This is a genomic window from Leptospira selangorensis (genome assembly GCF_004769405.1).
GTDB lineage: Bacteria > Spirochaetota > Leptospiria > Leptospirales > Leptospiraceae > Leptospira_B > Leptospira_B selangorensis.
Genome location: NZ_RQES01000016.1, coordinates 404,015 through 428,999, shown reverse-complemented (window position 1 = coordinate 428,999; position 24,985 = coordinate 404,015). Strand labels below are relative to the sequence as shown.

The following is a 24,985-nucleotide window of genomic DNA, read 5'->3' as shown; positions in this document are numbered from 1 at the left end:
TCTACCGTTCTGGGGTTATCAGTCTTCTTCTTCCATATTTATATTTCCGAATACCGCAAACGAAGGTACGGTATATTGTTTTAAGTAAGTAAAATCAGATTGTTTCGTATAAAGATTGGATTCATCTATAGAACCAGGTGGCATAGAAGTATCATACAATGCTTGTGCTGCATGCATCTCAGTCCTACTAGGTTCGAATACGTTTCCAGTCAACATCGGGAACATCAGATCTTTAGGATCCTGAGAATGTTGTAATCCAAGGCAATGCCCTACCTCGTGCGCAACGGTTGCGATTATATATTCTTTTGCATCGATGGTGCTTCCTTCCATCTTCATTGCATCAGCAGTTGCCTTGATCCTATCTTTAAAAATAAAAATGACACTATTCTCTATGTTTGTAGTTGCGCTGATGGAACAAGCGGCCAAATAGAACGGGTTAGAAGAAAATAACTGGCAGTCCTTCGCATTTTTTGCCGAGATACCTTCTACATGGCATTTACCTGATTCGGTAAATGCGATCGTGTTTCTCATTCTATCCACTCTGGTTTTAGCTGGATAGACATCTATACCGAGGCCCCATTTTTGAGCCGCTGCTTTTGTAAGTTGTAGTCCGCCTTTCATTTCTTCTCCGTATGCTATCCAGAGAAGTTGTTTTTCCTCCCAAGTGAGATCGCTAGAAGGATTTCCCATTTGGGTACATTGTGAAAATGTAAGTAGGCATAGTACGGATAGAGCTAAAGATATCCTCATCATTTTTCCCCAGAAAATATCCGATTTCAGAATTTTTGTTTTTAGAAAACGGATCCGACGAATACGGAATTAGCTTTTTATAATGTATCTTTAAATTATCTCTATCGCGGGATCGATCATCGCGAGGGAGTTTTTCTTTTTTAGTTAGGCTTGTTTGTTCAACAAATCCCCGGTTCTAAATATTATGACGAAGCAGTTACGAAAATTTGCATCAAAAATTTTATTTTCCGAAAATTATATTAAATAAATCGAATGTTATATTTATTTAAGTCTGAGAATCATTTTGAGAAGCGAACGCAAATAAAAATACTCATTTCAGGTTAGTAAATTTATTTCCAAACTTCTTCTAAACGTTCCGATCTATGTTTTTAAATTTTTTATACCGAAAGATTTATTCTTAGATTGGAAATTTATTTCCAATCTCTTGTAATTGAGAAGTCTTCGCAAATAATTCAAATATGTATAGTGATGAAGAGAAAAAACTAGAGTAAAAGAATGAGAGTTACATCTTTGGAAATAAATTTCCAAAATGGAAAATGTTTCCTGTGCTTCTTCTTCATTTGGTTTTCAATTTCTTAAGGGCCAGATTTCCCTCCAAAAACCCGACTTTTTTTCCCAAACTCCAAAAACCGGCTGGTTTTTTGCTTGGTCCGTAGTGCGCCGCAAAAAGACTGGTCATATATGGTGCAATGCACTATAAGAGGAGGCAAGGAGAATGCTCCAGCCTAAAGTTAGAAAAAGATACATATTTATCGCCTCATTACCACTTCTCTACCAATCATTCGTAGCCCCAATCGCAGGCTCCCTGATAGGAAAGAGCGCTCCTGGTAGGAACTCCTTACCGGAAAGCACCCAAATCAAAGAATACATTCGCTCAGAGAGACCAAGCCTTACTGAAACAGAGCTGGAACTTCTCTCCTTAACCGTAGAAAAGGAATCAGAAAGGATCCATAATAGCGCTTGTGGTGTTTATTGCCAAAAAGGAGAGAAGGCGGGGTTACTTCTCGGGATCATCAAAACAGAGTCGGAATTCTACCGAAAAGCAAGATCCAAGAAGAATGCACTTGGGCTTATGCAGATCATGCCGGGGACCGGGTCCTGGATTGCGTCTTGGGAAGGAAAACATATCAAAAAACAAGATCTATTGGAGCCGGAGACAAATATCCATTTAGGAGTCTCTTATCTGAACCATCTTTTGGAAACCCACGAGGGAAATCTTCGTATAGCGCTTCTCGCCTATAATGCGGGACCGGGAGCGGTTAAAAAATGGGGAGGAGTTCCTGCCTACGCCGAGAGCGTATTTTCAGGCCAGGAAGAATATTTAGGAAGCAGGGAATCATTCTAACGTTTTTGCATCCATAGAACACAGGACCTAAGCATCTCACTCATACGCTTCCGATCCGTATGAGTGGGGTGCCCGTGGCCAGGAAGAAGCCATTCAAAATTATAATTTTCCAAGTCCTGCATGGACTTGGTTTGTTCTTCCCAAGAATACCAACAAGCACCTCTGAAAGCGATCAGTCTATCTTTCTTAGGATCAAATGCTAAATGATCCCCGGAGAATAGAAATTTATGTTTATATAATAAAGTAGAATGTCCTCTCGTATGCCCGGGTCCTGGTATCACCAGTAGATCTTCGTCAAGAGAGAACGGATCTCTTCCATTTATCACGATTTCCGCATTTGGAATCGCAGATAGATCCCCTTCATGTATGATCCTTTGGGTCCCGAAATCGTTATGAAATTTTTCGTGATCTGCGATATCATCTCTATGTGTTAGGAAATGGTATTTGATCCCGCCCAGATTTTTTATTTTTTCAGAAAGTGATGGAATATATCTGGGAGAATCCACAAGTACGTTACCTTCTTCCCGGACAATTAAATAGGAGAAGGCGCCGAATGAATCCTTAGAATGGAAACCGCAATGATAGACCTCGTCTTGGATCTGTTTAGGAAAGGATGCTTTCGCATCTGTTAGATCAATTCTATCTTCTGTTCCGATAGACGCGGTGGGGCAAGCGACTAAGGCTTGTAGGGCTTGCAATTTTTCGGATTCAGTTTCAGGTTGTTTTTTAACGAAAGAACCGGTTTGATCTTCTCCAAAAATATCCGAGGCTAAGATCCTGCATGTCTCACAATCTATACAACTGGAATCCACATAAATCTGTCCGGGAAAATTTTGGGGCTTTCTTTTTGCCAAAGTCGCCATACGGATTAGACTGTTTCTTTATTTCACCCAGTCGCTTCTGTTAAAATACTTATCCTCTAAACTTTTTAATTCTCCTGTTCGTTTGAGTTCCGACAGAAAAAATTCAAAGTTACGGGAGAAATAAATATCACCCTTAGGAAGTAAAGCGCTCACATGATTTTCCTGAACCGGCTCTATAAGTGCTCTAAAATTAGATAAAATACTTCTTTGTTTGAGAAGTAGACCCTTGATATAAAGAGAATCCCCCACAAAACAATTTGCCTGCCCTTCTTTCACTGAATTCCAAGCGCTTTCCACAGAACCGTAAGTGAATATTCTGGAATTCGGAAAAAGGCTTAAAAGATATTCATGGCTGGCAGAAAATGCACGAACTGAAAAACTGAGTCCGCTTATACTATCCAGATCCTTTATATTTCTGAAATATACTGTGGCGATGATATTTCCTTCCGGAGGAGGAGGAAGTGCATTCTTATTCACCAATGCACCCGGTGTGGAAACCAAATAGGGCGAACTGAAACTTCCTTTTTTAGATCTTTCTAATGTAGAACTTAGGCCTGAAAATGCGATATCCGCTTCTCCATTTTTGATCGCTTCTGCGTAATCCTCAAATTCCGGGCGGTTTGTGAATGTGTATTTTACTCCCAAGAACTCTGCGTATTTTTTTCCAAGCTCCGTATCGAATCCGGGAAAACCATCTTTTGGATCTGAGATATAAAACGGGTCGAAGTTACGATTTCCGGTGACTCTCAATTCTCCCCTTTTTTGGATCTCCGCTAAACGAGAACCTGAAACGTCTTGTGAGAATACGGGAGAAAGGATCAAAAAAGAAAATAGAAGTCCGAATATTCGAAGCACCATTCTTTTATATTTTTTTAGCCCTTATGGATCAAGGGAAAAACAAACATATATCTACCCTGAGTCGATTCGATAAATGTGAATTTTTCGGTAAGAATCTGGGAACGTTTTTCTCTCTCCGGGTTTACTTATATAAAGAGAGAATCCGGGAATCTTATTTTGAATCCTCCTATCCGACCAAACCTGCAAAGCCATCATCGAACCTTTTTCGTATTTTTCTTATTTTGTTTTTTATCCTGCGAGAACAGAGATGCTGATAAGGTAAGTTTAACGGTTTTTGGGGATGGGGTTGCATTCAATATAGATGGAGAATTGGATATGGATAAAACTGCAAGTTGTGGAACTGCAACTCCTTACAGTTCTTCTAGTACTAGTACGACCACCACTACAACGAGTACAAGCACCACGAACCTTTATACCGTAATCACAAGATTGTATTTTAAAACCGGAGAATATTTATATCTCAAGTTCTTATACGATGCAACTCAGAATCAGGGATCGATCGACTCGACCCAAGGTTTCTCTTATTCAGGAGGAATAGGAACATCTGCAGTGGTTTCGAATTACGGAAAAATTTATTGGGGAGGAAGCGGTGTACCTGTGGACACAAGTGTTTCCAGTTCCCAGGCTCTTTCTTATCTTACTGTAGATTTGGATCTTGTAGGCACTGCAGTCTCCAGCGGAAGTGTAGGTCTTTCTCTTACCCAATGTTATACTGTGGATAATATCAATTGTACTTCCGCGACTTCTACAAGTATGTGTTATACCCAGGACGGAACGACCTGTTATAATACGCAGAATGTTTCAGGTCCTTCTGTCAGTATAAAAGGAGAAGTAAATTGTACAAGTAGTACGATTTCTTCAGGAAGTTCTTCTAGCACTAGTACCACACAATAAAAATAATTCGTCAGAAATAGTAGGTGATCACTTGGATTTTCAAAAACTCAAATTATTCGTTTTTATTTTACTGGTTTCAGGATCAGGGAATATCTTATTTGCAGAACCCCCTCCTCCACCACCATTCGGTCCGGAACCGTTCGACTTCTTCATACCAGGAGGAGGTCCTGGTCCAAGAGAAAGAGAGGATAGAAATTTTGAAAGATTCTCCAAAGAACTTTCTCTCAGTCCAGAACAGATCGCAAAAGCAAAAGCCGCAACCGATAAAAGATTGAGCCTCAGCAAGTCTATTGGAGAGAAGTTACCCGCTCTCCATGAATCCTTACGTAAATTATTAGAATCTCCTAAAGTAGATCTGGTAGCAGTAAAATCCAAACTAAAGGAGATCAGCGAAATACAATTAGAATTAAGATTTCTGCATATACAAGGAAGATTAGAATTCGAGTCCATCCTGAATCCGGAACAAAAACAAAAACTGAACCAACTCCATAAGGAAAGATTAAATAGGATCAAGGAAAGAAGGGATTTTCCTCATCACCATGGACCGCCTCCCGGACCTCCTCCAGGAGATAGAGACTGCAGATAGAATGACGGAACCAGAATTAATCCGGATCATAGAATCCAGTAAGGAGACTGTCCTCAAGTCCATCCGTAGGCATATATTGCCCGGGATGGCTTCCTTAGTTGAGGACCTGGTCCAAGATACGTATTTAAGATATTATCTTAAATTTAAGGACAAACCTTCTCTGGATCCGCAAGATGCAAATCGTTGGTTATACGTTGCTGCCAGAAACGAATGTAGAAGAGCGATCCGAAAATGGAATAGAGAAGGAAGAGCTTATTCAAAACTACAAGCTGAGATAAAAGTTTCGGAAAAAAAAGAACAAGATATTGCAGCGATCGAACCCGATCCGGACAAACGTAAATGGATGGAATCTCAAATTAATCTCTTGCCTTCTCCATATAAAGAAACTATGATACTTAGGTTGGGCGGAGAGAAAATGGAATCGATCGCTAAAAAACTGGATATCTCCGAAGGAACAGTCAAGTCCAGAATTTCAAGAGCAAAAGAATGGTTATCTCGATTCGCATCGAATCGGACAGGAAGAGAAGAAAAATGAAAGAACCTTATATCGATTCCGATCTAGATCAAAAAATTGGATCTTTACTTAAGGATCCAGATCTTGCCAAAAGAATAGCTGGCAAAGTTATCGCCAAAGCGGAATTCCAAGAAGCTTCCAACAAAATATTTGTGTGGCAGGCGGCCTTGGCTGCAATTCTACTTTTGGGATTAGCTGGGCTTGCTACTTTTTATGTGCGTAGTTTGAAAGAATCCGAAGACAATTACTCTAATTCACAAAACTCTGCGGAATATCTAGCTTCTCCCATAGAAACGGAATATATCTGGGAGAATACGGATCTGATCATTGAAACTTCTTTTTCAGAAAGATAGAAGGTCCGCAAAAGTAAAACTTATATCTGCCTACCGGAATTAAAGAAGAAGGTCCGCAAAAGTGGGTTTTAATCTGTTTGCAATTGCGGGATATTTTTATAATATTCTAATGATTCAGGATTGATGAGTGCATCCTGATTCGTGACAGCTTCTCCTTGGACTGTCTTTTTAACCGCGATCTCTACCTTCTTCATATTTCGAGTATAAGGAATATCCGCTACTTGGATGATCTTAGATGGGACATGGCGAGGAGAAACCTTATCCTTAATTTCCTTTTTGATCTTAGATTCGAATGTCTGATCCAAAATTGCACCTGGAGCCATTTTTAAGAATAAGATCACTCTTACATCATCCTTCCATTCTTGACCGATCACTACCGAATCTGCAATTTCAGAAATAGTTTCGAGCAAACTATATAGATCCGCAGTTCCAATACGAACTCCACCTGGATTTAAGGTAGCATCCGATCTTCCATAAACTACCATTCCCCCGTTAGGAAGAATTTCCGCAAAATCACCGTGTCTCCAAATATTTGGATACGTATCAAAATAAGCGCCCAGGTATTTTTTTCCTTCCGGATCATTCCAAAATTCCAATGGCATGGAAGGAAATGGTTTTGTACAAACTAGTTCTCCTTTCTGTCCCTGGATCTGTTTTCCCGAATCATCGAAAATTTGGACTGCCATTCCAAGCCCTAAAGATTGTAATTCTCCGGAATGCACAGGTAAATTAGGATTTCCTAATGCAAAACATCCATTTAGATCCGTTCCTCCTGAGATAGAGGAAAGTCTTAGGTCCTTCTTCCAAGATTCGTAAACATATTCGAATCCGTATCCAGGCAATGGAGATCCTGTGGATAATACAGCTTTTACGGAAGATAGATCTACACTCGGTTTGTATTTTTCCTTTTCTAAGCTAAGAATATACTTAGCTCCTACTCCGAATACTTTCACCTTACGATCGGAAACAAAACGGAATAATACTCCAGGATCAGGGTGAAATGGATTTCCATCGAATAGATGTACTGCGGCTCCGATAGAAAGGGAACTTACAAGCCAGTTCCACATCATCCATCCACAAGTTGTATAATAAAAAATCCCATCTCCTTCTCTCAGATCCGTATGTAGTGCAAGTTCTTTCCAATGATTCAAAAAAACTCCGGAGCCCTGGACCATACATTTTGGAAGCCCTGTTGTTCCGGAAGAATACATGATATATACTGGATGATCAAAAGATGTTTGGTAAAACTCGGGTTCCTGCCCCAAAAAAGATTTATAAGATTCTATTAATGGAAGCGAATTTTTTGGAAATCCGTCCGTAATATTTTTCTGATCGTCAGATCCTAAACTAGGATATTCGGAAACTAATATCTTTTTGAGATCGGTAAGCTGGGAAGATATCTCTTGGATAGTTGCTGCAAGTGGAAGTGACTTACCTTTAAATTCATATCGATCTGTGGTGATCAGGATTTTAGGTTTGATCTGACCGAATCGATCCAAAACACCTTTGACCCCGAAATCAGGAGAACAGGATGTCCAAACCGCACCTATACTCGTAGCGGCCAACATCGCAAGAACCGTATCCGGAACATTGGGCATAAGCCCGGCAATCCTATCTCCAGGTGCCACACCTTCCGATCTAAAATAGGCGGCCAGCGCTCCTACGTTTTTATAAAGTTCCGAATAGGTAAGGCTCTTCTCCGCCCCACTTTCTCCCCTGTAGAAGATCGCGACTGTATCATCCTTTTTTCGAAGTAAGTTTTGCGCGAAGTTCAGTTTTGCTCCCGGAAAAAATTGAGCCTCTCTAAAAGTTTTTCCAGGCCGGATAACTTCGTCGTAAGTTTCGGAATGGATAACCGGGGCAAATTCCCAAATCAATCCCCAAAATTTTTCGGGGAATTCCACAGACCAGGAATGTAACTCTGAGTAGTTCTTGAATTTTTTACCGATCTTTTGTTCGGCAAAATTTTGGAATTCTGTAAGTCTTGAGTTTTGAATGAGTTCGGGACTGGGGGTCCAAAGAGTTTGATTCATGTCCGGCCTGTTATCTTCGTTTTTTTCAATCGAAGGTCAACAGTAAATTAGTTGTGAAGCGAAAGCCGTCCCGTAAGATTTGTGAGTCGATAAGAAGTCCGGAGTTTTCCAGTTGTCAGACCTGAATCATCTCAACCTGCCTACGATCCTATTTTTATGCGTAAGTTTGGTCTACGCATTCCACGGTTTTCTACACCAGTTAGTAGTTGGAGGTGCAATCTCGGTCTTCCAACATCCCGATGAAAGACAGTCCAGAATGATCCTAATGGTTTGGATCGCCACAGGCGGGTTCATGAGTTTTCTGGGACTATTGCCTACGGTCCTTCTTCTTTTATACGGAGCCGACTCTGAACCAGTGAAGGCTGTTCTTTGGACCAACACTTTGGCTCTTTGTTTTTTAGCGGTCCACTTTGTTCTTTGTGGAGTGATGAGACTTCCTAGGCCTTTACGGATCGGCTTTTATTTCACGATCTCTTATGCAGTGGCAAATCTCGTTTTTCTTTTTACGTACGGGAAGATATAGAGCTATTTTTCTCACGCCAAGCCGCGAAGTGTAGAAGGTATTTATTGTTTCAATCAATAGAATATCCGAAGATTTTAACTTTCAAATTTCCAAACCTTCTCTTCTTAGCGCCTTCGCGTGAAAATCGTTAATTTGGCTCGTAGTAAGCTAAATTCTCCGGGCCTTCATGGATCACGATCCGATCTACTTTTCCTTTAGCCTCGGCCACACTGTCCTTTAAGCCATAATAAAACCAACGAGCCATGTTTTCAGAAGTAGGATTAGTCTTCTTAAAATCGGAATGGTCGTTGATCAGAATGTGGTCTAACTCAGCCACAAGCTCCTTAAGCTTACGTTTAGAGGTCAAAAAGTCGAAGCTGATCCCGTCTTCTCCGATATTCTTTTGGCCGGAGAGATAAACTTCTACCTTAAAGGAATGGCCGTGGATTGGCTCATCCGAGCCATCAGGGAAGTATTTATAGAGATAATGAGAAGATTCGAACCTTTCCTCGATACGAATATAGAATTTGCCGGTTTCTTGAAAAAACATGGAATTGACTTTGGCCTAGGGAGTCTATATACTGGAACTTAAACCAGTACTTAGGAGATTTTCCCCATGTCGGAAGCGGTCAAGCCAAGATTTTTTAAAGAAATGACTGTAGGCGAAGCAATTGGTCTTCATCCTGAAGCAGGATTGGTATTTTCAAGCTATCATTTGGGCGGATGCTCTCATTGTTCCATCAACGAACTCGAAACTATCGAGCAAGTTTGTATGGGCTACGGTGTAGAAGTAGATGTTCTGTTGGATAGTCTGAACAATCTACTCGAGGACGGAGAGTAATCTCTCCGCCTTCGGGCCTTCTACTATATTCCAATTTTATAATAAAAAATATTTCCGAATAGTCCCCAGTTCTTCTCCCTTCTCGCACCCAAACCATTTCAGTAATTTTAATAATGCCTTTTCTCCTTTCGGATTAAGAAGAAGTTTATTGAGCGCACTTCTTATCCCAAAAAATTTCCGAAGATCCGGGATTTTAGGAGTCGGAAAATTTAAACCGATATAGGACATCCCTACTTTAGTATCTCCTAATTCTCCTGGCTTTCTCATTTTCTCCAGATCCTGGCTTACATTATATAATGTTTTTTTAAATTTAGAGATCTGAGTGGGGTTTTCGTTTTCTAATACGATTTGGTATTCTCCGATCCATTCTCGGACTTTTTTGTATTTTTCCCTGGTTTCAATCGTAGCGGGTATAATCTCGGAAAGCGAAGAAGAAGATTCGATCACCTCAGTCACTAAAGGAGGAAGGATCAACTGAAAATTATTCATTCTCCCCACCGGAGTAAGACTTGTGAATACCTTCACTCTTTCTTCGTCTATCCATTCTTTGACTTCCGAATTGATATCAGTGCTTGGTTTGAATAAGGGTACTTGTTCCAGAAGAGAAGCACGGATCGGATGAGCTACATAATGCGCGCCTAAAAATGTGCTTCTTCCTAAATTACCGGCCGCTCCCCAAACTACTTGCCCAAAATATTCGTGAGGAGATTGTTTATTCTCCCTATAACCATACAAATTTTCTTCCTGGTGTTTTTTCATGAGGTCGGTTGCACATAATAACTTTAAGGCCTCGTTTCTGGAATCTTTTACCTCGGGTTCGTCAGTAGGAATATCCACGGAAACTAAAAGACTTCCGTCCAAAGAATCTAAACTTTCGAATGCGTCCCAACCTGCGGAGAACTTTTGATCATAAAATATCTTTTCTCGTAGGACAAGTTCATTGATGAGATGAAATAAACTTTCTATCTGAACGCAAGCAGTGCAGATCTCCGTCCAATCATAAGAATTTGTTTCTTTATTTATTTTTAATTCTTTGGAGCTCGAAAAATCAGGACCCTTTGAAAATAGATCAAAAAGGCTTTCGAATGTCCAATTGTCCCAGAAAGAAGTATTGTGTTGCATCGTAAAGGTCTCGGATTTTCTCCGATATCCTCAAAATTGCAAACCAAATTACGCTATTTTATTGTTAGGTGATCATTCCCCTTTTTGGGGAATATAATAATACCGAACTCCTGCTTTGCGGAAATAATAACGGATCTCGGAGGATTGTTTATCAGTAGGTTGTAATCTTCTCTTAAACGTATCTTCAGGAATACGGAATGTATCTCCCAACGCATCACATCTAAAAAATCTATTCCCTTCCGGATAACGGATCATGAGTAAGGAACCTGGTTCGGTTTCCCAGGCTCTACCTTCTCCTTCCCAGGAAAAGTAAATGGACCTGCTTGGGAAGATTGGATATTTTTTCCCTTCGTAGAGTACCTTGTCTTTGTTTCTATGTACGTTTCTGAATATCTTTTTAGGTCCAGATTTTACTATAAAATGAACTGTTCCACATCTGAATGTGAGAAGTAGAGGGATCCCACCCAAAGAGCCAGGCTCTAATCCGGAACTGGATACATTAGGAGTGACTTTATTTGTATTTTCTGCGATCCTTCCTAATGTGGAACGCATGGACTCATCCAAAAATTCTACAGTATCATCTTTACGGATCTTCTCTAGTTGTCTATAGATACGATCGAATTCTTGTTTTTCGTATGCTTTGGTTTTTACAAAACCATCTAACTGTCTTTTTAGATTGGAAAGTCTGGCTTTGAAATAAGGGGTATCATTGCGGGATGCGACATCGAACATTTCTTCCCAAACTGTTTCTAATTCTCTGACTTCCGAATCTTGGTCGTAAGTGTTCTTCTCCACTTCTTCCAAGATATAGCGGAACTTTCTTTTCAGATCGAATAGAAATCTGGAATCTTTTACTCTTTCCATGTCGGCTTAGATTGAATATCGGCAGGCTTTTTTGCAATACCAGCCATTTTACCGATCCAAATTTTAGTTTGCGTGTTTTCTCATCTTGATGGAGAGAATAATCCCGACCGCTGCCATGGACATAAGTAAGTGGGAACCACCGTAACTCATGAAAGAAAGTGGGATTCCAGTCACCGGCAATAATCCAAGCACAATCCCGATATTGATCGCCATATGATAGAATAACATCGCTACAATTCCGGATGCGAGTAGAGATCCGAATCTATCCTTACTTTCGTAACTGATCTGCAGTCCTCTAAGTGGAATAGAGAATAAGAAGAAGAGCAAGAACACGGAACCTATAAAACCAGTTTGCTCCGCCCAAGATGCGAAGATAAAGTCCGTGCTGGATTCAGGAACATGAGGGATTTTTCCTTCCGTCATTTCCGCGTTTAAAAATCCTTTTCCGACTAATTTTCCGGAACCTACCGCAGGTTTGGATGCTCTGAGTTGGTATCCTGCATCTTGTTTAAACTCGTCCGGATTTAAAAATGCAGTCAATCGAATGACCTGGTTTTCTCGGAAAGGAACTGTTTTCATCACGACTACTGCCGAGATCAAACTAATTCCGAGAATCCCGAGAGGAATATAATAAGAACGTAATGTTTTACTTCCTCGGGCGACTCTGAGTAAGATCATAATGATACTGAATATGATAAGTGTTGCGCCCACTCCGATGAGTAATCCTTGGTTGGAAAGTAACTTAAATATAAAGCTACCTTCCAAATCGATTACTTGATCGAATACTTCTCTTAATGAGGCGATCGTTTTGGGAGTTAAATTTGCACCGGCGACTTCTTTTCCGTCCAATACCTGCCAGGTTTTTCCACCCAGTCGGTTCACTACGGATAGAAGGTCCGTTTTTCCGGTTCTTTGCAAGAATGCGAGGATATCATTTAGTAATGTAAGTTTGGAATACTCCACATACATAGGAAGAACAAGTGAGATCCCTCCGAATGTGATAAAGGAACCGATATGGAAATAGTCGGCTCCTCCCAAGAATAACATTGTGAATAAGATCGGCAAGAAGGATACTGCAGTCCCGAAGTCAGGTTGTAAAAGTATCAAAGCCATCGGCAATAGAACGATCCCGAATGGGATCACTAGTACCACTAACTTCTTCATTTCTTTCTCTTTTAATACTAGATACTGACCGAGTAAGATCACAGTGGCGAGTTTTGCAAACTCTGAGGCCTGCAATAAGAACGGTCCTATCTTGATCCAAGATCTTGCACCTCTGCTGGAAGGAAGATAACCGATCCATTTAACTAGAGTAAGTGCAAGTAATAGAATAGCGAACCCATAGATAAATAATGCATAAGCTCCGATCAATTGGTAATTGACCCTGGAAAGGAACCACATAATGATCAATCCGAGTAGGAAGAACAGGAACTGTTTGAACCATTTATGGCTCATGAGTCCAACACTTGGATCATCAAAATTATATTCTTGTGAATATAAAGTGAGAACGCTGCAGATCACCACTATGATGACCGAGCCTACCAAAAAGTAGTCAATCCTATCTATGGAACGATCCGACATCATTGTACATTCTCCGGTGCTACAGGAGCAGTTTCAGGTATCTCTGCAGTTCTTTTGAAACTTCCAGGAGGGAAAGCAGCTCTAAACATTTCTCTCGCGACCGGCGCTGCTCCGGCCGCTCCACCCACTCCGTATTCTACGAACACAGAAACTAATACTTGTTCGCTGACAGGTGCATTGGCAGGAGCATATCCTATGAACCAAGCGTGGTTGGATCCGGAAGATCCTCTTCTTCTTGTTTGGGCTGTTCCCGTTTTTCCTGCAATATCAGGAAGGCCAGGTTTATTTAATACGAATGCGGCTGTTCCATTCTTCACCACGAGTCTAAGTCCTGTTTTGATCGCTTCTACTGTAGAAGATTGGATCGGAATATCACTTAGTCTCTGTGGATCAGTACGATTGATAATGGAATTGTCTAATGGATCTCTGATCTCGTTTACTATATAAGGTTGATAGATCTGCCCTCTATTCAATAGTCCGGCATAGAATAATGTCATAGAAAGAGGAGTAACGGACATGAATCCCTGTCCGATGGAAAGGTTGATCGTATCTCCATCAAACCATCTAGTTCCATAGATCCTTTTTTTCCATGCAGGAGAAGGAACCTGACCTGCAATTTCTCCCGGAAGATCCACCTTGGATTTTTGATCTAACAAGAATAAACGAGAATAGGTTAAGATAGGATCGGAACCTAGTTTATATCCTAGGTTATAAAAATACACGGAGCAAGATTTTTGAAGAGCATGAGCCAGGTCATTCGTACCATGTCCTCCCTTCTCCCAACAGTAAAAGACTTGGTCGGGAACTCCGGCAAATGTGGATTTTAAAGTATAACTACCATTACATTGGTAACTGGTTTCAGGAGTATAATCCACCTTATGCCCACTCTCCAAAGCGGCAAGTGCAACTAACGTTTTATACGTAGAAGCAGGCGGAAATTTAGATTGGATCGCAAGATTTAAAAATCCACCGTTTGCATCCACTCTCTTATAATGTGCAGTCCGTTCCGATCTACTTTTTCCGGAGAGAACATTCGGATCATAACTTGGATTAGAAGCCATTGCCAATACTTCTCCGGTAGAAGGACGCATTGCGATCGCAGTTCCTCTGGCACCTTTTAAAGCCTTATATGCTGCAAGTTGGATGTCTTTGTCTATAGTAAGAACTAGATTGTTTCCGGGAGTAGAATGTTCCACCACCCTTTCTTCTTCGATATTTCCTTCGGAACTTCTTTTTTGGATACGGAATCCGTCGGTTCCTCTAAGTCGAGAGTCGTATTGGAGCTCCAACCCGTCTTTCCCAAGCCATTGGTAAGATTTAATCTCACGGGTAAGAAGGTCCGTTTTACTCGGTTTACCTATATAACCTGTAACATGCGCAAGAGCAGGACCCATTTTATAGATCCTTCTGGGAGAAGGAACTAAGATCACATATTTAGATATATTATCAAAAACTGATATACGTTCCTGCTGAGCCTTGGAGATGGCTTCCAAAAGTACGAATGGTTTTTTGGTCTTGATCTTTTTGGAGAATTTAGGTTCGAGTAAATCCTCTTCATAATAAGACATCGGGATAGAAAGAGTTCTCGCGAATTCCTGTAAAAAATTCTTAACCTTAGCTGGATCGTATTTGAGTATAGAAGTGTTTAATACTGCATCTAAGCTAGAATAATTGGAAACAAGAGCCATAGAAGTTTCGGGAGTGAGAAAGTTTCTATCGAACATTTCTCCCCTGGCAGCAGGAATGGTCTCACTTTTTCGAACGAACTTCTCCGCCTTTAAAGAGTTATCCGTTCCTTGTACGATTTGAAGATTGAATAACTGGACCACGAATGCGATTAAAGCAAACGCAACAAGTCCGGAGAACATGTACAGCCTTAGCCTGAAACTGCGCTCCAGTCTAAACTCTGTGGCTGAAGAAGATCCTCCTCCCCCCAACATTTTAGCCTTCCGCCTGCTCCAGTCTGTATAGTTTACCTAAGACCCAAAAGAATATAGGAGCGATCGCTCCGTTAAAGATAGAGGTACTAATGATGGAATAGTTTAAATTTTCATGAAAGAACAAGGAGAATAGAAAATAAGACGCGATCCTTGAGATCAGTGTGACTACCAAAGAATACAACATTATGGAAATCTGATTTTCATGATAGGCAGGTCTTGCGAACTTCCCTACGATATATCCCATGATGCAGAATGTAAGTGAGTGAAGTCCTATTTTATAGGTAACAACGTTTCCTACAATTTCTCCACCTAAACCCGAATCGGAAAGTAATCCGCCAAAAAACCCGATCCAGATCCCGGCCATTGTTCCCCTGCGGAGAGCAAAGAATAGAACGAAGATCACCATAAAATCAGGTTTAAATCCGGAAATTTCGAACAAATTTGTCCCGTTCAAGAAATGGGAGATCAATATCCCTGCACCAATGACTATATATTCTAAGATCATCAGTTCGTTTCCTCGTCGGAGAATCCGGATCCATTTCCATCCGGTTTTTGAGGTTTAGGAGTTTCTACAGGTTTGTTTCCGACAGGAGTTGGAACCTTAGGCTCTCTTTCTTCTTTAGGATAATTTAATTCACCAAAATACGGATTTTCGATATTGATATTCTGTCCTTCCGGCCAGGTCTCCGCCCATTTTTCAGGGAGTTTCATAAGTATCGTAACCGACTCCAGCATATCAAAACGAACAAAAGGTTTCAAAAACGCAGTCTTAAAACTTCCGTTTCGCGGACCTTCTTCAGTAATTATACCCACAGGAATTCCTGGTGGGAACATTCCGGAAGAACCTGAACTATATACTGGCTTTCCTATCTTACTTAAAGACTCGGTGTATTGGATCATCTCGCTCGGACCCATCGGATAATCTCCGAAAATCCTTGGATCGATGATGATGCCGCTATCAATATAATTCATCAATGCTTCCATTCCTCTTCCTGAGTTTCCGGAAAGAGTTGCCCAAAGATTACTTTCCGGAATGGAAACACCCATATTATAATTGGAATTGATGATAGGCTGGATCACTGCGGAACCTCCGGTGACTGCGATCACCTTTCCTACCAAAGCTTCTATAATTTCACCTTTTTGGTTCACTGCTCTTGCAGTAACAGGCATATAAGGTTTGATCCCTGCTTCGGAACCTTTGTCTATGATGATAGTACGATATATGGAATTTAAACGAACGGAAAGAACTTCGGCTTTGACTGTGGAATATTTTTGTTTAGTATTAAAACGTAATTCTCTTCTGAGACTTTCGTTTTCTCTACTTACTCTTTCCAGATCTTGGGGAAGAAGTTTATAATCATCTATAGCAGCAACGCAGGCATCTCTTTCCTGACGAACCGCTTCAAAAGATTCTAATTTAGTATAGGCACCTTTGAAAAAGGAACCCACTCCGTCGATGGAACCGGAAACGGAGTCCCCTACTCTCTGAAAACTTGCAATCCCTCTGACTAAAACATTACTCTTAAAAGTCAGGGAAAGAAGAGAGAATACGATACAAAATAAAAGGGAAACGGTTTCCTTACTTTTATTAACTTGAAGCCAAAGCATAAAAAATTCCGTATCGGACTCCGGCAATCAAGCCGGAGACCTAGATCCGAATTAACGAATCCCTGGTTTTAGATACTTAACTTCGTCCAAGAATTTTCCGGTTCCAAGTACCACGCAGGTCAGAGGGTTTTCCGCTCTGAACACAGGTACACCGGTTTCTTTGGAAAGATAGGTTTCTAATCCGCGAAGAAGACATCCTCCTCCGGTAAGAACGATCCCTCTTTCTACGATATCCGAAGCAAGTTCAGGTGGAGTCCTTTCCAGAACTCTTTTGATCCCGTCTAAAATTTCGTCGGTCGGTTCTTTGAGAGCTTTACGGATCTCATTAGATTCTAATTCAAGAGTACGAGGTAATCCTGAAATTGCATCTCTACCTTTTACTTCCATAGTCTCTGTTTTCTTTTCAGGGTAAGCGTTACCGATAGTAAGTTTGATATCTTCCGCAGTTCTTTCCCCAACAACCAGGTTGTATTGGTTTCTTAAATATTTGATGATTGCATCGTCGAACTCATCACCACCGGTTCTGATGGACTCAGCAATTACCATACCGCCGAGAGAGATAACAGCGATCTCTGTAGTTCCACCACCGATATCCACGATCATATTACCGGCAGGTTCATTGATCGGAATATTTGCACCGATCGCAGCAGCTAGCGCCTCGTCGATCAAGAAGATCTCGCGTGCACCTGCTTGTTCTGCGGATTCACGGACCGCACGTCTTTCCACCTCAGTGATCCCGGAAGGAACTCCGATCACGATCCTAGGTTTTACGAAAGTAGTTCTATTATGGACTTTTGCAATGAAGTAGCGGATCATTTTTTCGACTGTTTCGAAGTCCGCGATCACCCCGTCTTTCATAGGACGGATTGCTACGATCTCGCCGGGAGTACGTCCCAACATTCTCTTAGCTTCCTGGCCTACTGCGAGCACTTTGCCCGTAGCCGCGTGGACCGCTACTACGGAAGGCTCGGAAAGAACGATACCTTGCCCTTTTACATGGACGAGAGTGTTTGCGGTTCCGAGGTCGATTCCCATATCGTTGGAAAATAATCCGTATAGCTTATCGAATATCATTTCTATCCTTTGCTGCCAGAAGGCTGGTTGATCTTATTTATTATCTGCAAGATCGGTGAAAATCTCTAGGATTTTACTGTCGCGATCCAATTCAATATTTCCTGCCCGATCCTTACGGGCAATTCCAAAACAAAAAAAACGAAAAACAAATTGGAACCCATTGCTACCTCCATAATATTGGGGAACTTATGGTCCGGGAAAACACCCTAGCTGCCATCGATCTAGGCACAAACTCCTTTCACATGATTATCGTCCGGGTCCGTGAAAACGGGACCTTTGAAGCAATCGCCAGAGAGAAGGAGAACGTACGTCTCGGAAGCGGTTTGGAAGAAGGAGGAGAGATCGATCCTCCCGCATTTAGGCGTGCAATCGAGTGTTTAAAGCGCTTTAAGATGCTCGCTGATAACTCAAAGGCAGAGATCAGAGCAGTCGCTACATCCGCAATGAGAGAAGCTTCCAATCGTGCCGAATTCCAGGCTGCAGCCTTAAAGGAAGCGGGAATTAAAATAGATGTGATCAGCGGATATGAAGAAGCCCGACTCATCTATTTCGGGGTCCTACAAGGACTTCCTGTATTCGATAAAAAGGTCCTACTTGTGGATATAGGTGGAGGAAGCACCGAAGTTTTGGTGGGTTATAGAGGGGACATTCTATTCTCCAAAAGTTTCAAATTAGGAGCGATCCGACTTACCGAAAAATTCCTGAAATCGGAAACTTTGGATTCTTCTCAGATACGAAAATGTAAACTCTATGTGGAAGAGATCATTCTCCCTTTTAGAAAGATCATCCGAGATCTAAAACCTGAAATGATCATCGGTTCATCCGGAACAGTCCAGGCAACTGCAGGAATTATCCGCGCCTTCGAAGGAGAAACAGAAGAAAGACCGCTCAATCATTACACTTTCCAATCCTCCGAATTCAAACGAGCAAGGAATATGATCTTAGAAGCGGACACTTCTAAAAAGAGAAGTAAGATCCCAGGATTCGATTCTAAACGTTCTGATATTATCGTAGGTGGGATGCTGATCTTGGATGAACTATTCCAATTATTGGACCTTCCGGATATGACAGTATCCGAGTTTGCACTTAGAGAAGGGATTATTTACGATACCATCAGAAAATGGGAACATTTTCAAGACTTAGAACATTCCAAACATCTGGATGATATCCGCCAAAAATCCATCATGAACCTTTTGGTTTCATACACGAGAGACCAAGAATACGCCCGCCATGTGGCTAAACTTTCATTGGATATATTCGATCAACTACAGTCAGTGCATAGATTAGGAAAGGAAGAAAGAGAATATTTGGAAGCTTCTTCTCTGCTACATGAAGTAGGGTTATTCATTTCTCATTCGGCCTATCATAAACATAGTTATTATCTGATCAGAAACTCGGAAACAATGCTTGGATTTACCTGGGGAGAAATAGAGATCATAGCTCTTACCGCAAGATATCACCGTAAAAGTTCTCCAAAGTCTAAACATAGAGAATTCCAAAGAGTCGGCCCGAGAGAACAGGAAACAGTCGAAAAACTTTCCGCAATTTTAAGGATCGCGAGTGCATGTAATCGGAACAGACAAGGATTGATCGAAACCGTAAAATGCCAGGTCCGAAAAAATCAGGCAATTTTCACCTTGGTCACAAACCAGAACTACGATAAAAGTCTGGAACTTTGGGCATGCGAAGAACAAGCAGATGCGTTCGAGTCTGCTTACGGAATGGTGCCTTTATTTCAGTGAATAGATTTCGATCTTTCGGTTATTTTGCCGTCTTAGTTTTGATCCATTCTATATTTCTAAACTGCTTTACGGTTTTTCCGATCAAACAAGAAACTATAGACTCTCGTTTACTGGATAAAAAAGCAGAAGAGATAATTTCCAATAAGGGAAAAATAAACTACGAATTCCAAAACTTCGAATTAATCCTAAAAATAGAAGCTGCTTCCTTTCAGGAAACATTAGAAAAAAGGAAAATTTTAGAAACCAAGATCGTTCATTATGATTACAAGAAGACAGACGGATACAGACAACTGGATAACGATGACAAACCTTGGAACAGATATATCCTAGGAATGTTTGCAGATATCGGAGCTCTATTCGAGTGGACCACAATTCCATTCCGAACGATTTCCAGGAAAAAAGAAGAAGAAACCATTTCCGAGAATATTATAAAATCCGAAAAAACCAAAACATTCGAACCTAAGGAACTCCAACTTATCTTAAGAGCGGAGAATACCGAGTTTTTTAATAAAAGTCCGAACTCAGATACGATCACCATCCCACTTACCGAGATCCGAAAGTTTTTCCCAAAAACAAACTTTATCGAAGCCTTACTCTACTATGGAAAAGAAAGGATCGAATATCAAAACATCCCAGTCGCTGAAGAAATCCGTAAGATGAAACTAAAATAATCCTTAAAGCTGCATTTCGCGTGAGCCCTTATCTCAAGATCCTTCTGTCCTCGCTGGACTCGGAGATCTGTCCCGTTTTCTCTATCAGAAATTCTGAAAGTTTTTTTGCCCTCGGATGCTCCGGTGTGATTGCAGTTGCTTCTGCCAAAAGTTGGAACGATCTTTCTAATCTACTTTTGGAAGCATACATTTCTGCAAGGTGGAGAAGATTATCCGAGTCTATCGGATTTCTCATCCTGTATCTTTCTCCTAAGTCGATAGAAAGAACGATCTTACCCGACTTACGAAGAAGTTTACTTACAGTAAAAAGAAATTCGGTATCCGTAGGTCTTCTTTGCACATACTTAAGACCAAGCTCTCCCGCCTTAGTATATTTTTTACCGGAAGAATATTCCAAAGCAAGTCTTCTGCATTCCTGAACGGAAATCGTCTTTTGGATCTCATTCTTTTTTTCAGGATTAGAATCTTTGAGCAGAACGTCGGTGGATATTAGACTTTTTTTAGGTGCTTCGATTCTAAGAAGAGAAAGATCATCGGTAATCTCCCCTTCTTTTAAGATCAATTCATATGTAAGATCCAGATCTCCCTTTGCCCTTCCTACAATTTCCAAAAATCTAGCATCGTCAGGATCGATCTCGGATTGTATCAAAAGATCATCCCTTCCATCCGATCCGGAGAATAAAACATCTCCCGATCTCAATTGGAATACTTCGATATGAACATTGCGCCCTATTCCCGAATGTCCTATCTTAAAATATTTTTCTTTAGGCTCCAAGAACATAGTAGTTTCGTCACGATACAGAACAGGAGAAGGATGTTCGCAATTTATATAATATAGTACACCTCTGGACTCATCCAATAATCCTAAAAAAGCGGAAGCCATCAAGGATCCGTCAAATGCCTCAAAAACTTTTTGTAATTCTATAAACCAGTTCTTTAACCATCTTTCCGGCCAAACATTTCGATACAATGCAGGAGTTCTTTCAATCATGGACCTAGAGATAGAACCCAAGATGATTGCGCCTACTGCTCCTTGCAAAGATTTACCCATAGCATCCGCATTCACAAATGCGATATATGGCTTTCCTCTCAATCGAATAGAATGAGCGAGAGAAATATCTCCACCTATCTGCCTATCTTTCTGTTTATAATTGAATTTTTTCTTTTGGACCGTTAAGGAACGAAAAGAATATTCGGAATCTTGTAATTGAATAGAATGCAAAGGTTCCGTCAAAAGAGAAGTTAGGAAATAATCCCCATCCTGGCTAAGTTTTAACTTTTGGATCTCTTCCAGACTTTTCCCAAGTTCGTCTGCGGTTTCTTTTAACTGTTTGGTTCTCTCTTCTACCTTGGATTCCAAACCTTCATTCAAGGATTGGATTTCCTCATAAAGACCTCTCAATCTTTCTACAACCTTTCCGATCCTTTGTTCTTGTTTACCGAATTCATCCAAGGAAGAAGGAGAAATTTTTAGACCGAAATTACCTTCTCCCACTTCTTCCAGAAATCCAGTTACTGAAGAAAGTCTGGATCGTATCGCTTCAGTTACTATCCATGCGGTAAAGATCAACGGCACGGAAAATAAGAATGCCATGATTGTTAAATGAAGAAGAGGATTTTCCAGACGTATCCTGCCGTCCACAGTAGCATATAACATATAACCCAAAAGACTAAATGGCATGGAGATCATTGCCATAACTACTACCAGCAAACGTTTGGAATAAGGAAAAAATAATCTGGTCTTAGCTTCCACTTCTCTGAACTTATTTTTACTCAAAGCGGGGCGAACAGAGTATTCGGTAATAAACAAATAACTAATAAATGAAATCGGAATAATCCCTAAGTACAATGCAGGAATGGTGGCGATCAGATTCGGACGATATCCAACGATCAAATAAACGATAAGATGAGCGAGTAATACCCCAAAAAACCAACGGCCTGCAATCACAAAGGATTCATAGATAGGTTGGGTAATATAAATCGATTTTGCGGAAGAGAGAAGGTTCGGATCTACGGAACTTCTATCCTCCAAATAAGATGCTTTCTTTAATCTTATATATCTAAGATAGAAGGCCCCCAAAAGCATTGCCGTGGCGGCTATTGTCGCTGCCACTCCCATAGAAAGATATTCTTCCAAAGAATATAAAGAACCCGTAACTGCAGAAAAATAAACTGCGAATGGAACCGGAACAGTATGGGTAAATAGCTCCAGCCTCCAGGTTAGGACCGGCAAAAGACGTGCATGGCTCATTTTCGTTTCTCTTTTTCACTTGTTAAAACCAACACTGTAGCGATTGCTACACTGGTCAATATATTATTTTTGATCCAATGTGGATCGAATGCAGGAAAGTATCTCAGTGCCCAAATACGGTTTTTGAATAAAATAGCTCACATCGAAATCTTTTAGAGAAAGTTTTAACTCAGGTTCCATAAACCCGCTTGCAAGAAGGATTTTTACTGAGCTATGAATCGCCCTGATCCTCTTGATAACTTCTCCTCCTCCAAACTTTGGAAGTCCCAGATCCGTCAGTACTAATTGGATCTCGGAATGTCGAAGTAGGAATTGTTCCACGCCATCCTCTCCATCTATAGCCAAATATACTTTGTATCCTTTGGACTCCAGAAGATCCGCCAACATACTCCTAAGAAGTTCTTCATCTTCTATAATAAGTATACTTTCATTGCCCCCTAAAGATTCAGATTCCGAATAATCGGGCTTTATATTCAGTTCCGGTTTTTCTTTAGGAACAGGTAAGTATACGAAGAATGTAGTTCCTTTTCCTAATTCAGAATCTACTTCTATCCAACCTTTATGATTATCGATCACACTATAGGCCAATGCGAGCCCAAGTCCTGTTCCCTTTCCTATATCCTTGGTAGTGAAGAACGGTTCAAAAATTCTCTGCTTCGTTTTTTCACTCATCCCACTACCCGAGTCAGAAATACGTAATATTACGTATTTTTCGGCTAGACTCTTGGAATATCCGATCTTTAGATTTTCCGAGTCGGTTAGAAATGTCTCGATAGTTAAGAGCCCCCCATCTTGCATAGCATCCCGAGCATTCACGCATAAATTCAGGAGAACTTGATGGATCTGATTAGTATCCACGTGAACCAAAGGAAGATCCTCTTGGAAGTCTGTAAGTAGTCGGATATTTTTTGGAAAAGTCTGGGAGATTAATTTACTAATCTCTAATATAATATCGTTTATCTGTGCAAGTTCCAGATTGAATTCCATTTTTCTGGCAAACGTAAGAAGTTGCTTAACCAAGGAAGCACCTCTTTGTGTAGCCATATGTAATGCGGAAACATGTTGGGAAAATTTTTCCGGATTATTCCTATTATTCTCTATCACCGAGGTATGACCCATTATGATAGAAAGTATATTATTAAAATCGTGAGCTATACCACTTGCCAAGGTTCCTAAACTTTCCAGTTTTTGCGCTTGGATTAGTTGTTCTTCTAACTCTACCTTTCTTTTCTCCACTTCCTTTAATTGAGCTTCTTTTAGTTTATGTTCCGTGATATCTTCCGCAACTCCAGCGACTCGGATCGTATCTCCTTTTTCATTCTTAACCGGAAATGCTTTATCTCTGATCCATCTGATCTCTCCGTCAGGACGAATGATCCTATATTCTTCTCTATATTCTCCGGTTATTTGTCTTGTCCTTGCGCTATTCATCACTCTATCTCTATCATCCGGATGGATACATTCCATCCAAGAGATAGGATTTTCCAAAAGACTTTGTCTGGATCTTCCCCAAATCTGTTCATATCCTTGGCTGATATAAACGATCTCGTTCTTTGAAAGACTTGTCATCCAGAACACTTCATGGATCGCATCTGTGAGTTCTTTGAATAATTCCTCACCTTCTCGATTCAGTCTTTCTGCTCTTATTCTTTCCTCTATCTCATAGCCTAACTCTTCACTCCTTCTTTGGAGCTCGAAATTTTTCTCTTCTAATTTTTCCACAAGTCTATGATTGTATTGGCGAAGAGGAGCGGAATCTAAGACCAATCCTCTCACATTTCGTTTTGCCCTAGGGTTTTGTAAAAGTTTGACTACCGTTTCTTCCAGTAATTTTAATCCTGCAGGCTTTTTTAAAAATGCGTCCGCACCTAGATCAAAGGAAAGTTTTTCATCCGAATCGGAAGTATAAGTGGCGGTATATATGATAATTGGAATATGTTTGAACTTCTCATTCTGTCTTACCTTGGAACAAAATTGATATCCGTCCATTTGAGGCATTAGAATATCGGAAATGATCAGATCTACTTCTGTATTTTCCAGGATCTCTAAAGCTTCTATTCCGTTAGAAGCAGTGTAAATTTTCCTAGATCCATTTTCCAACTGCGCGGAAATTAATTTCCTGTTTTGATAGCTGTCGTCTACGACCAGAATGAGCATAAAATTTAAGTCCGAAAAAGGACTATGTATTGATAAGGGACGAAAAAAATCTCTTGGATCATGGATTCAACCCCTTGATAAAGCCGTTAATTTGATCCGTAAATTTCCTGGTATCGATCGGTTTTGTAATATAACCATCGCAACCTGCTCCATAAGCTTTCTGAGCATCCCCTTTCATTGCAAAAGCGGTAACAGCTATGATAGATATATTTTTAGTATTTTCTCTTTCTTTTAATTGTCTAGTAAGAGTCAGTCCGTCTATGCCCGGTAATTCTATATCCATGAGGATCAGATCTAAAGGAAAATTATCAATGACCTGAAGTGCTTCTTCCGCATTTCCTGCTTTTAAAACTTCGTATTCATCTAACTCCAATAATTCGCAAATCAATTTTAGATTTACCATATTATCATCTACTACCAAAACCTTAGGGGGCAT

At 40.6% G+C, this 24,985-nt stretch carries 24 protein-coding genes; 9 read left to right on the top strand and 15 right to left on the bottom strand.

Features of this window, described 5'->3' with window-relative positions; genetic code table 11:
* Nucleotides 1-18: 18 nt before the first annotated feature.
* Nucleotides 19-753: a matrixin family metalloprotease gene (locus EHO58_RS12450; protein ID WP_244241159.1), complete on the bottom strand. Its 735-nt coding sequence runs from the start codon at nt 751-753 to the stop codon at nt 19-21.
* 712 nt (nt 754-1,465) lie between these two features.
* On the opposite strand from EHO58_RS12450, the gene EHO58_RS12445 reads away from it, so the two are divergent.
* On the top strand, nt 1,466-2,095 hold the full coding sequence (locus EHO58_RS12445; RefSeq protein WP_135626414.1) for a lytic transglycosylase domain-containing protein: 630 nt from the start codon (nt 1,466-1,468) through the stop codon (nt 2,093-2,095).
* Here EHO58_RS12445 and EHO58_RS12440 read toward each other — a convergent pair.
* Together EHO58_RS12440 and EHO58_RS12435 are read right to left on the bottom strand one after the other, a co-directional pair.
* Complete coding sequence (locus tag EHO58_RS12440) at nt 2,092-2,958, bottom strand: MBL fold metallo-hydrolase (protein WP_135680134.1); 867 nt, start codon at nt 2,956-2,958, stop codon at nt 2,092-2,094. The two genes, EHO58_RS12445 and EHO58_RS12440, sit on opposite strands and share 4 nt — an antisense overlap.
* 18 nt (nt 2,959-2,976) lie before the next feature.
* Nucleotides 2,977-3,816 (bottom strand): substrate-binding periplasmic protein, encoded by an 840-nt coding sequence (locus EHO58_RS12435; RefSeq protein ID WP_135680133.1) that lies wholly within the window; start codon nt 3,814-3,816, stop codon nt 2,977-2,979.
* Nucleotides 3,817-3,972: 156 nt separating this feature from the next.
* Here EHO58_RS12435 and EHO58_RS12430 point away from each other — a divergent pair, with 156 nt between their 5' ends.
* From EHO58_RS12430 to EHO58_RS12415, 4 genes are read left to right on the top strand one after another with little or no spacing between them, the layout of a single operon-like run.
* Nucleotides 3,973-4,710, top strand: coding sequence for an LIC10920 family plasminogen-binding lipoprotein (locus EHO58_RS12430; RefSeq protein ID WP_244241158.1), 738 nt, complete (start codon nt 3,973-3,975; stop codon nt 4,708-4,710).
* 31 nt (nt 4,711-4,741) lie between these two features.
* Entirely contained in the window at nt 4,742-5,296 is a 555-nt protein-coding gene (locus EHO58_RS12425) for a Spy/CpxP family protein refolding chaperone (protein ID WP_135680132.1), read from the top strand.
* Nucleotide 5,297: 1 nt separating this feature from the next.
* Nucleotides 5,298-5,831, top strand: coding sequence for an RNA polymerase sigma factor (locus EHO58_RS12420; protein WP_135680131.1), 534 nt, complete (start codon nt 5,298-5,300; stop codon nt 5,829-5,831).
* Entirely contained in the window at nt 5,828-6,163 is a 336-nt protein-coding gene (locus tag EHO58_RS12415; RefSeq protein ID WP_135626409.1) for a hypothetical protein, read from the top strand. The genes EHO58_RS12420 and EHO58_RS12415 overlap by 4 nt, the downstream gene beginning before the upstream one ends.
* A 68-nt stretch (nt 6,164-6,231) precedes the next feature.
* On the opposite strand, the gene EHO58_RS12410 is transcribed toward EHO58_RS12415, so the two are convergent.
* Nucleotides 6,232-8,196 (bottom strand): acetoacetate--CoA ligase, encoded by a 1,965-nt coding sequence (locus tag EHO58_RS12410; protein ID WP_135680130.1) that lies wholly within the window; start codon nt 8,194-8,196, stop codon nt 6,232-6,234.
* Nucleotides 8,197-8,308: 112 nt separating this feature from the next.
* Between EHO58_RS12410 and EHO58_RS12405 the strand changes: the two genes are divergently transcribed.
* On the top strand, nt 8,309-8,719 hold the full coding sequence (locus EHO58_RS12405; protein WP_100711614.1) for a hypothetical protein: 411 nt from the start codon (nt 8,309-8,311) through the stop codon (nt 8,717-8,719).
* A gap of 127 nt (nt 8,720-8,846) precedes the next feature.
* Here the strand turns inward: EHO58_RS12405 and EHO58_RS12400 are convergent, their stop codons facing one another.
* Nucleotides 8,847-9,248 (bottom strand): 6-carboxytetrahydropterin synthase, encoded by a 402-nt coding sequence (locus EHO58_RS12400; protein WP_135615492.1) that lies wholly within the window; start codon nt 9,246-9,248, stop codon nt 8,847-8,849.
* Nucleotides 9,249-9,314: 66 nt separating this feature from the next.
* Here EHO58_RS12400 and EHO58_RS12395 point away from each other — a divergent pair, with 66 nt between their 5' ends.
* Nucleotides 9,315-9,539 (top strand): DUF1858 domain-containing protein, encoded by a 225-nt coding sequence (locus tag EHO58_RS12395; protein WP_008593840.1) that lies wholly within the window; start codon nt 9,315-9,317, stop codon nt 9,537-9,539.
* 36 nt (nt 9,540-9,575) lie between these two features.
* Here the strand turns inward: EHO58_RS12395 and EHO58_RS12390 are convergent, their stop codons facing one another.
* The 7 genes from EHO58_RS12390 to EHO58_RS12360 form a co-directional block, all read right to left on the bottom strand.
* Complete coding sequence (locus tag EHO58_RS12390) at nt 9,576-10,661, bottom strand: hypothetical protein (protein ID WP_135680129.1); 1,086 nt, start codon at nt 10,659-10,661, stop codon at nt 9,576-9,578.
* A 72-nt stretch (nt 10,662-10,733) separates the two neighbouring features.
* Nucleotides 10,734-11,525 carry a hypothetical protein gene (locus EHO58_RS12385; RefSeq protein ID WP_135680128.1) on the bottom strand — a complete coding sequence of 264 codons (792 nt, stop codon included), beginning with the start codon at nt 11,523-11,525 and terminating at the stop codon, nt 10,734-10,736.
* Nucleotides 11,526-11,588: 63 nt separating this feature from the next.
* On the bottom strand, nt 11,589-13,109 hold the full coding sequence (gene rodA, locus EHO58_RS12380; RefSeq protein ID WP_135626405.1) for a rod shape-determining protein RodA: 1,521 nt from the start codon (nt 13,107-13,109) through the stop codon (nt 11,589-11,591).
* Nucleotides 13,106-15,046 carry a penicillin-binding protein 2 gene (gene mrdA, locus EHO58_RS12375; RefSeq protein WP_135680127.1) on the bottom strand — a complete coding sequence of 647 codons (1,941 nt, stop codon included), beginning with the start codon at nt 15,044-15,046 and terminating at the stop codon, nt 13,106-13,108. Before mrdA ends, rodA begins: the two co-directional genes overlap by 4 nt.
* Nucleotide 15,047: 1 nt before the next feature.
* Entirely contained in the window at nt 15,048-15,551 is a 504-nt protein-coding gene (mreD, locus tag EHO58_RS12370) for a rod shape-determining protein MreD (protein WP_100708168.1), read from the bottom strand.
* Nucleotides 15,551-16,654, bottom strand: coding sequence for a rod shape-determining protein MreC (mreC, locus tag EHO58_RS12365; RefSeq protein WP_135626403.1), 1,104 nt, complete (start codon nt 16,652-16,654; stop codon nt 15,551-15,553). The genes mreD and mreC overlap by 1 nt, the downstream gene beginning before the upstream one ends.
* A gap of 51 nt (nt 16,655-16,705) precedes the next feature.
* The gene (locus EHO58_RS12360) at nt 16,706-17,728 is read right to left on the bottom strand and encodes a rod shape-determining protein (RefSeq protein ID WP_008595388.1); all 1,023 of its coding nucleotides are present in this window, start codon (nt 17,726-17,728) and stop codon (nt 16,706-16,708) included.
* Nucleotides 17,729-17,916: 188 nt separating this feature from the next.
* Between EHO58_RS12360 and EHO58_RS12355 the strand changes: the two genes are divergently transcribed.
* Both EHO58_RS12355 and EHO58_RS12350 read left to right on the top strand, forming a co-directional pair.
* Complete coding sequence (locus EHO58_RS12355) at nt 17,917-19,470, top strand: Ppx/GppA phosphatase family protein (protein WP_135680126.1); 1,554 nt, start codon at nt 17,917-17,919, stop codon at nt 19,468-19,470.
* Complete coding sequence (locus EHO58_RS12350) at nt 19,467-20,141, top strand: hypothetical protein (protein WP_135680125.1); 675 nt, start codon at nt 19,467-19,469, stop codon at nt 20,139-20,141. Before EHO58_RS12355 ends, EHO58_RS12350 begins: the two co-directional genes overlap by 4 nt.
* 28 nt (nt 20,142-20,169) lie before the next feature.
* Here the strand turns inward: EHO58_RS12350 and EHO58_RS12345 are convergent, their stop codons facing one another.
* From EHO58_RS12345 to EHO58_RS12335, 3 genes are all read right to left on the bottom strand, one after another.
* Nucleotides 20,170-22,392: a SpoIIE family protein phosphatase gene (locus EHO58_RS12345; protein WP_135680124.1), complete on the bottom strand. Its 2,223-nt coding sequence runs from the start codon at nt 22,390-22,392 to the stop codon at nt 20,170-20,172.
* A 63-nt stretch (nt 22,393-22,455) separates the two neighbouring features.
* Complete coding sequence (locus tag EHO58_RS12340; protein ID WP_135680123.1) at nt 22,456-24,549, bottom strand: ATP-binding response regulator; 2,094 nt, start codon at nt 24,547-24,549, stop codon at nt 22,456-22,458.
* A gap of 58 nt (nt 24,550-24,607) precedes the next feature.
* Nucleotides 24,608-24,985, bottom strand: coding sequence for a response regulator (locus EHO58_RS12335; RefSeq protein ID WP_135680122.1), 378 nt, complete (start codon nt 24,983-24,985; stop codon nt 24,608-24,610).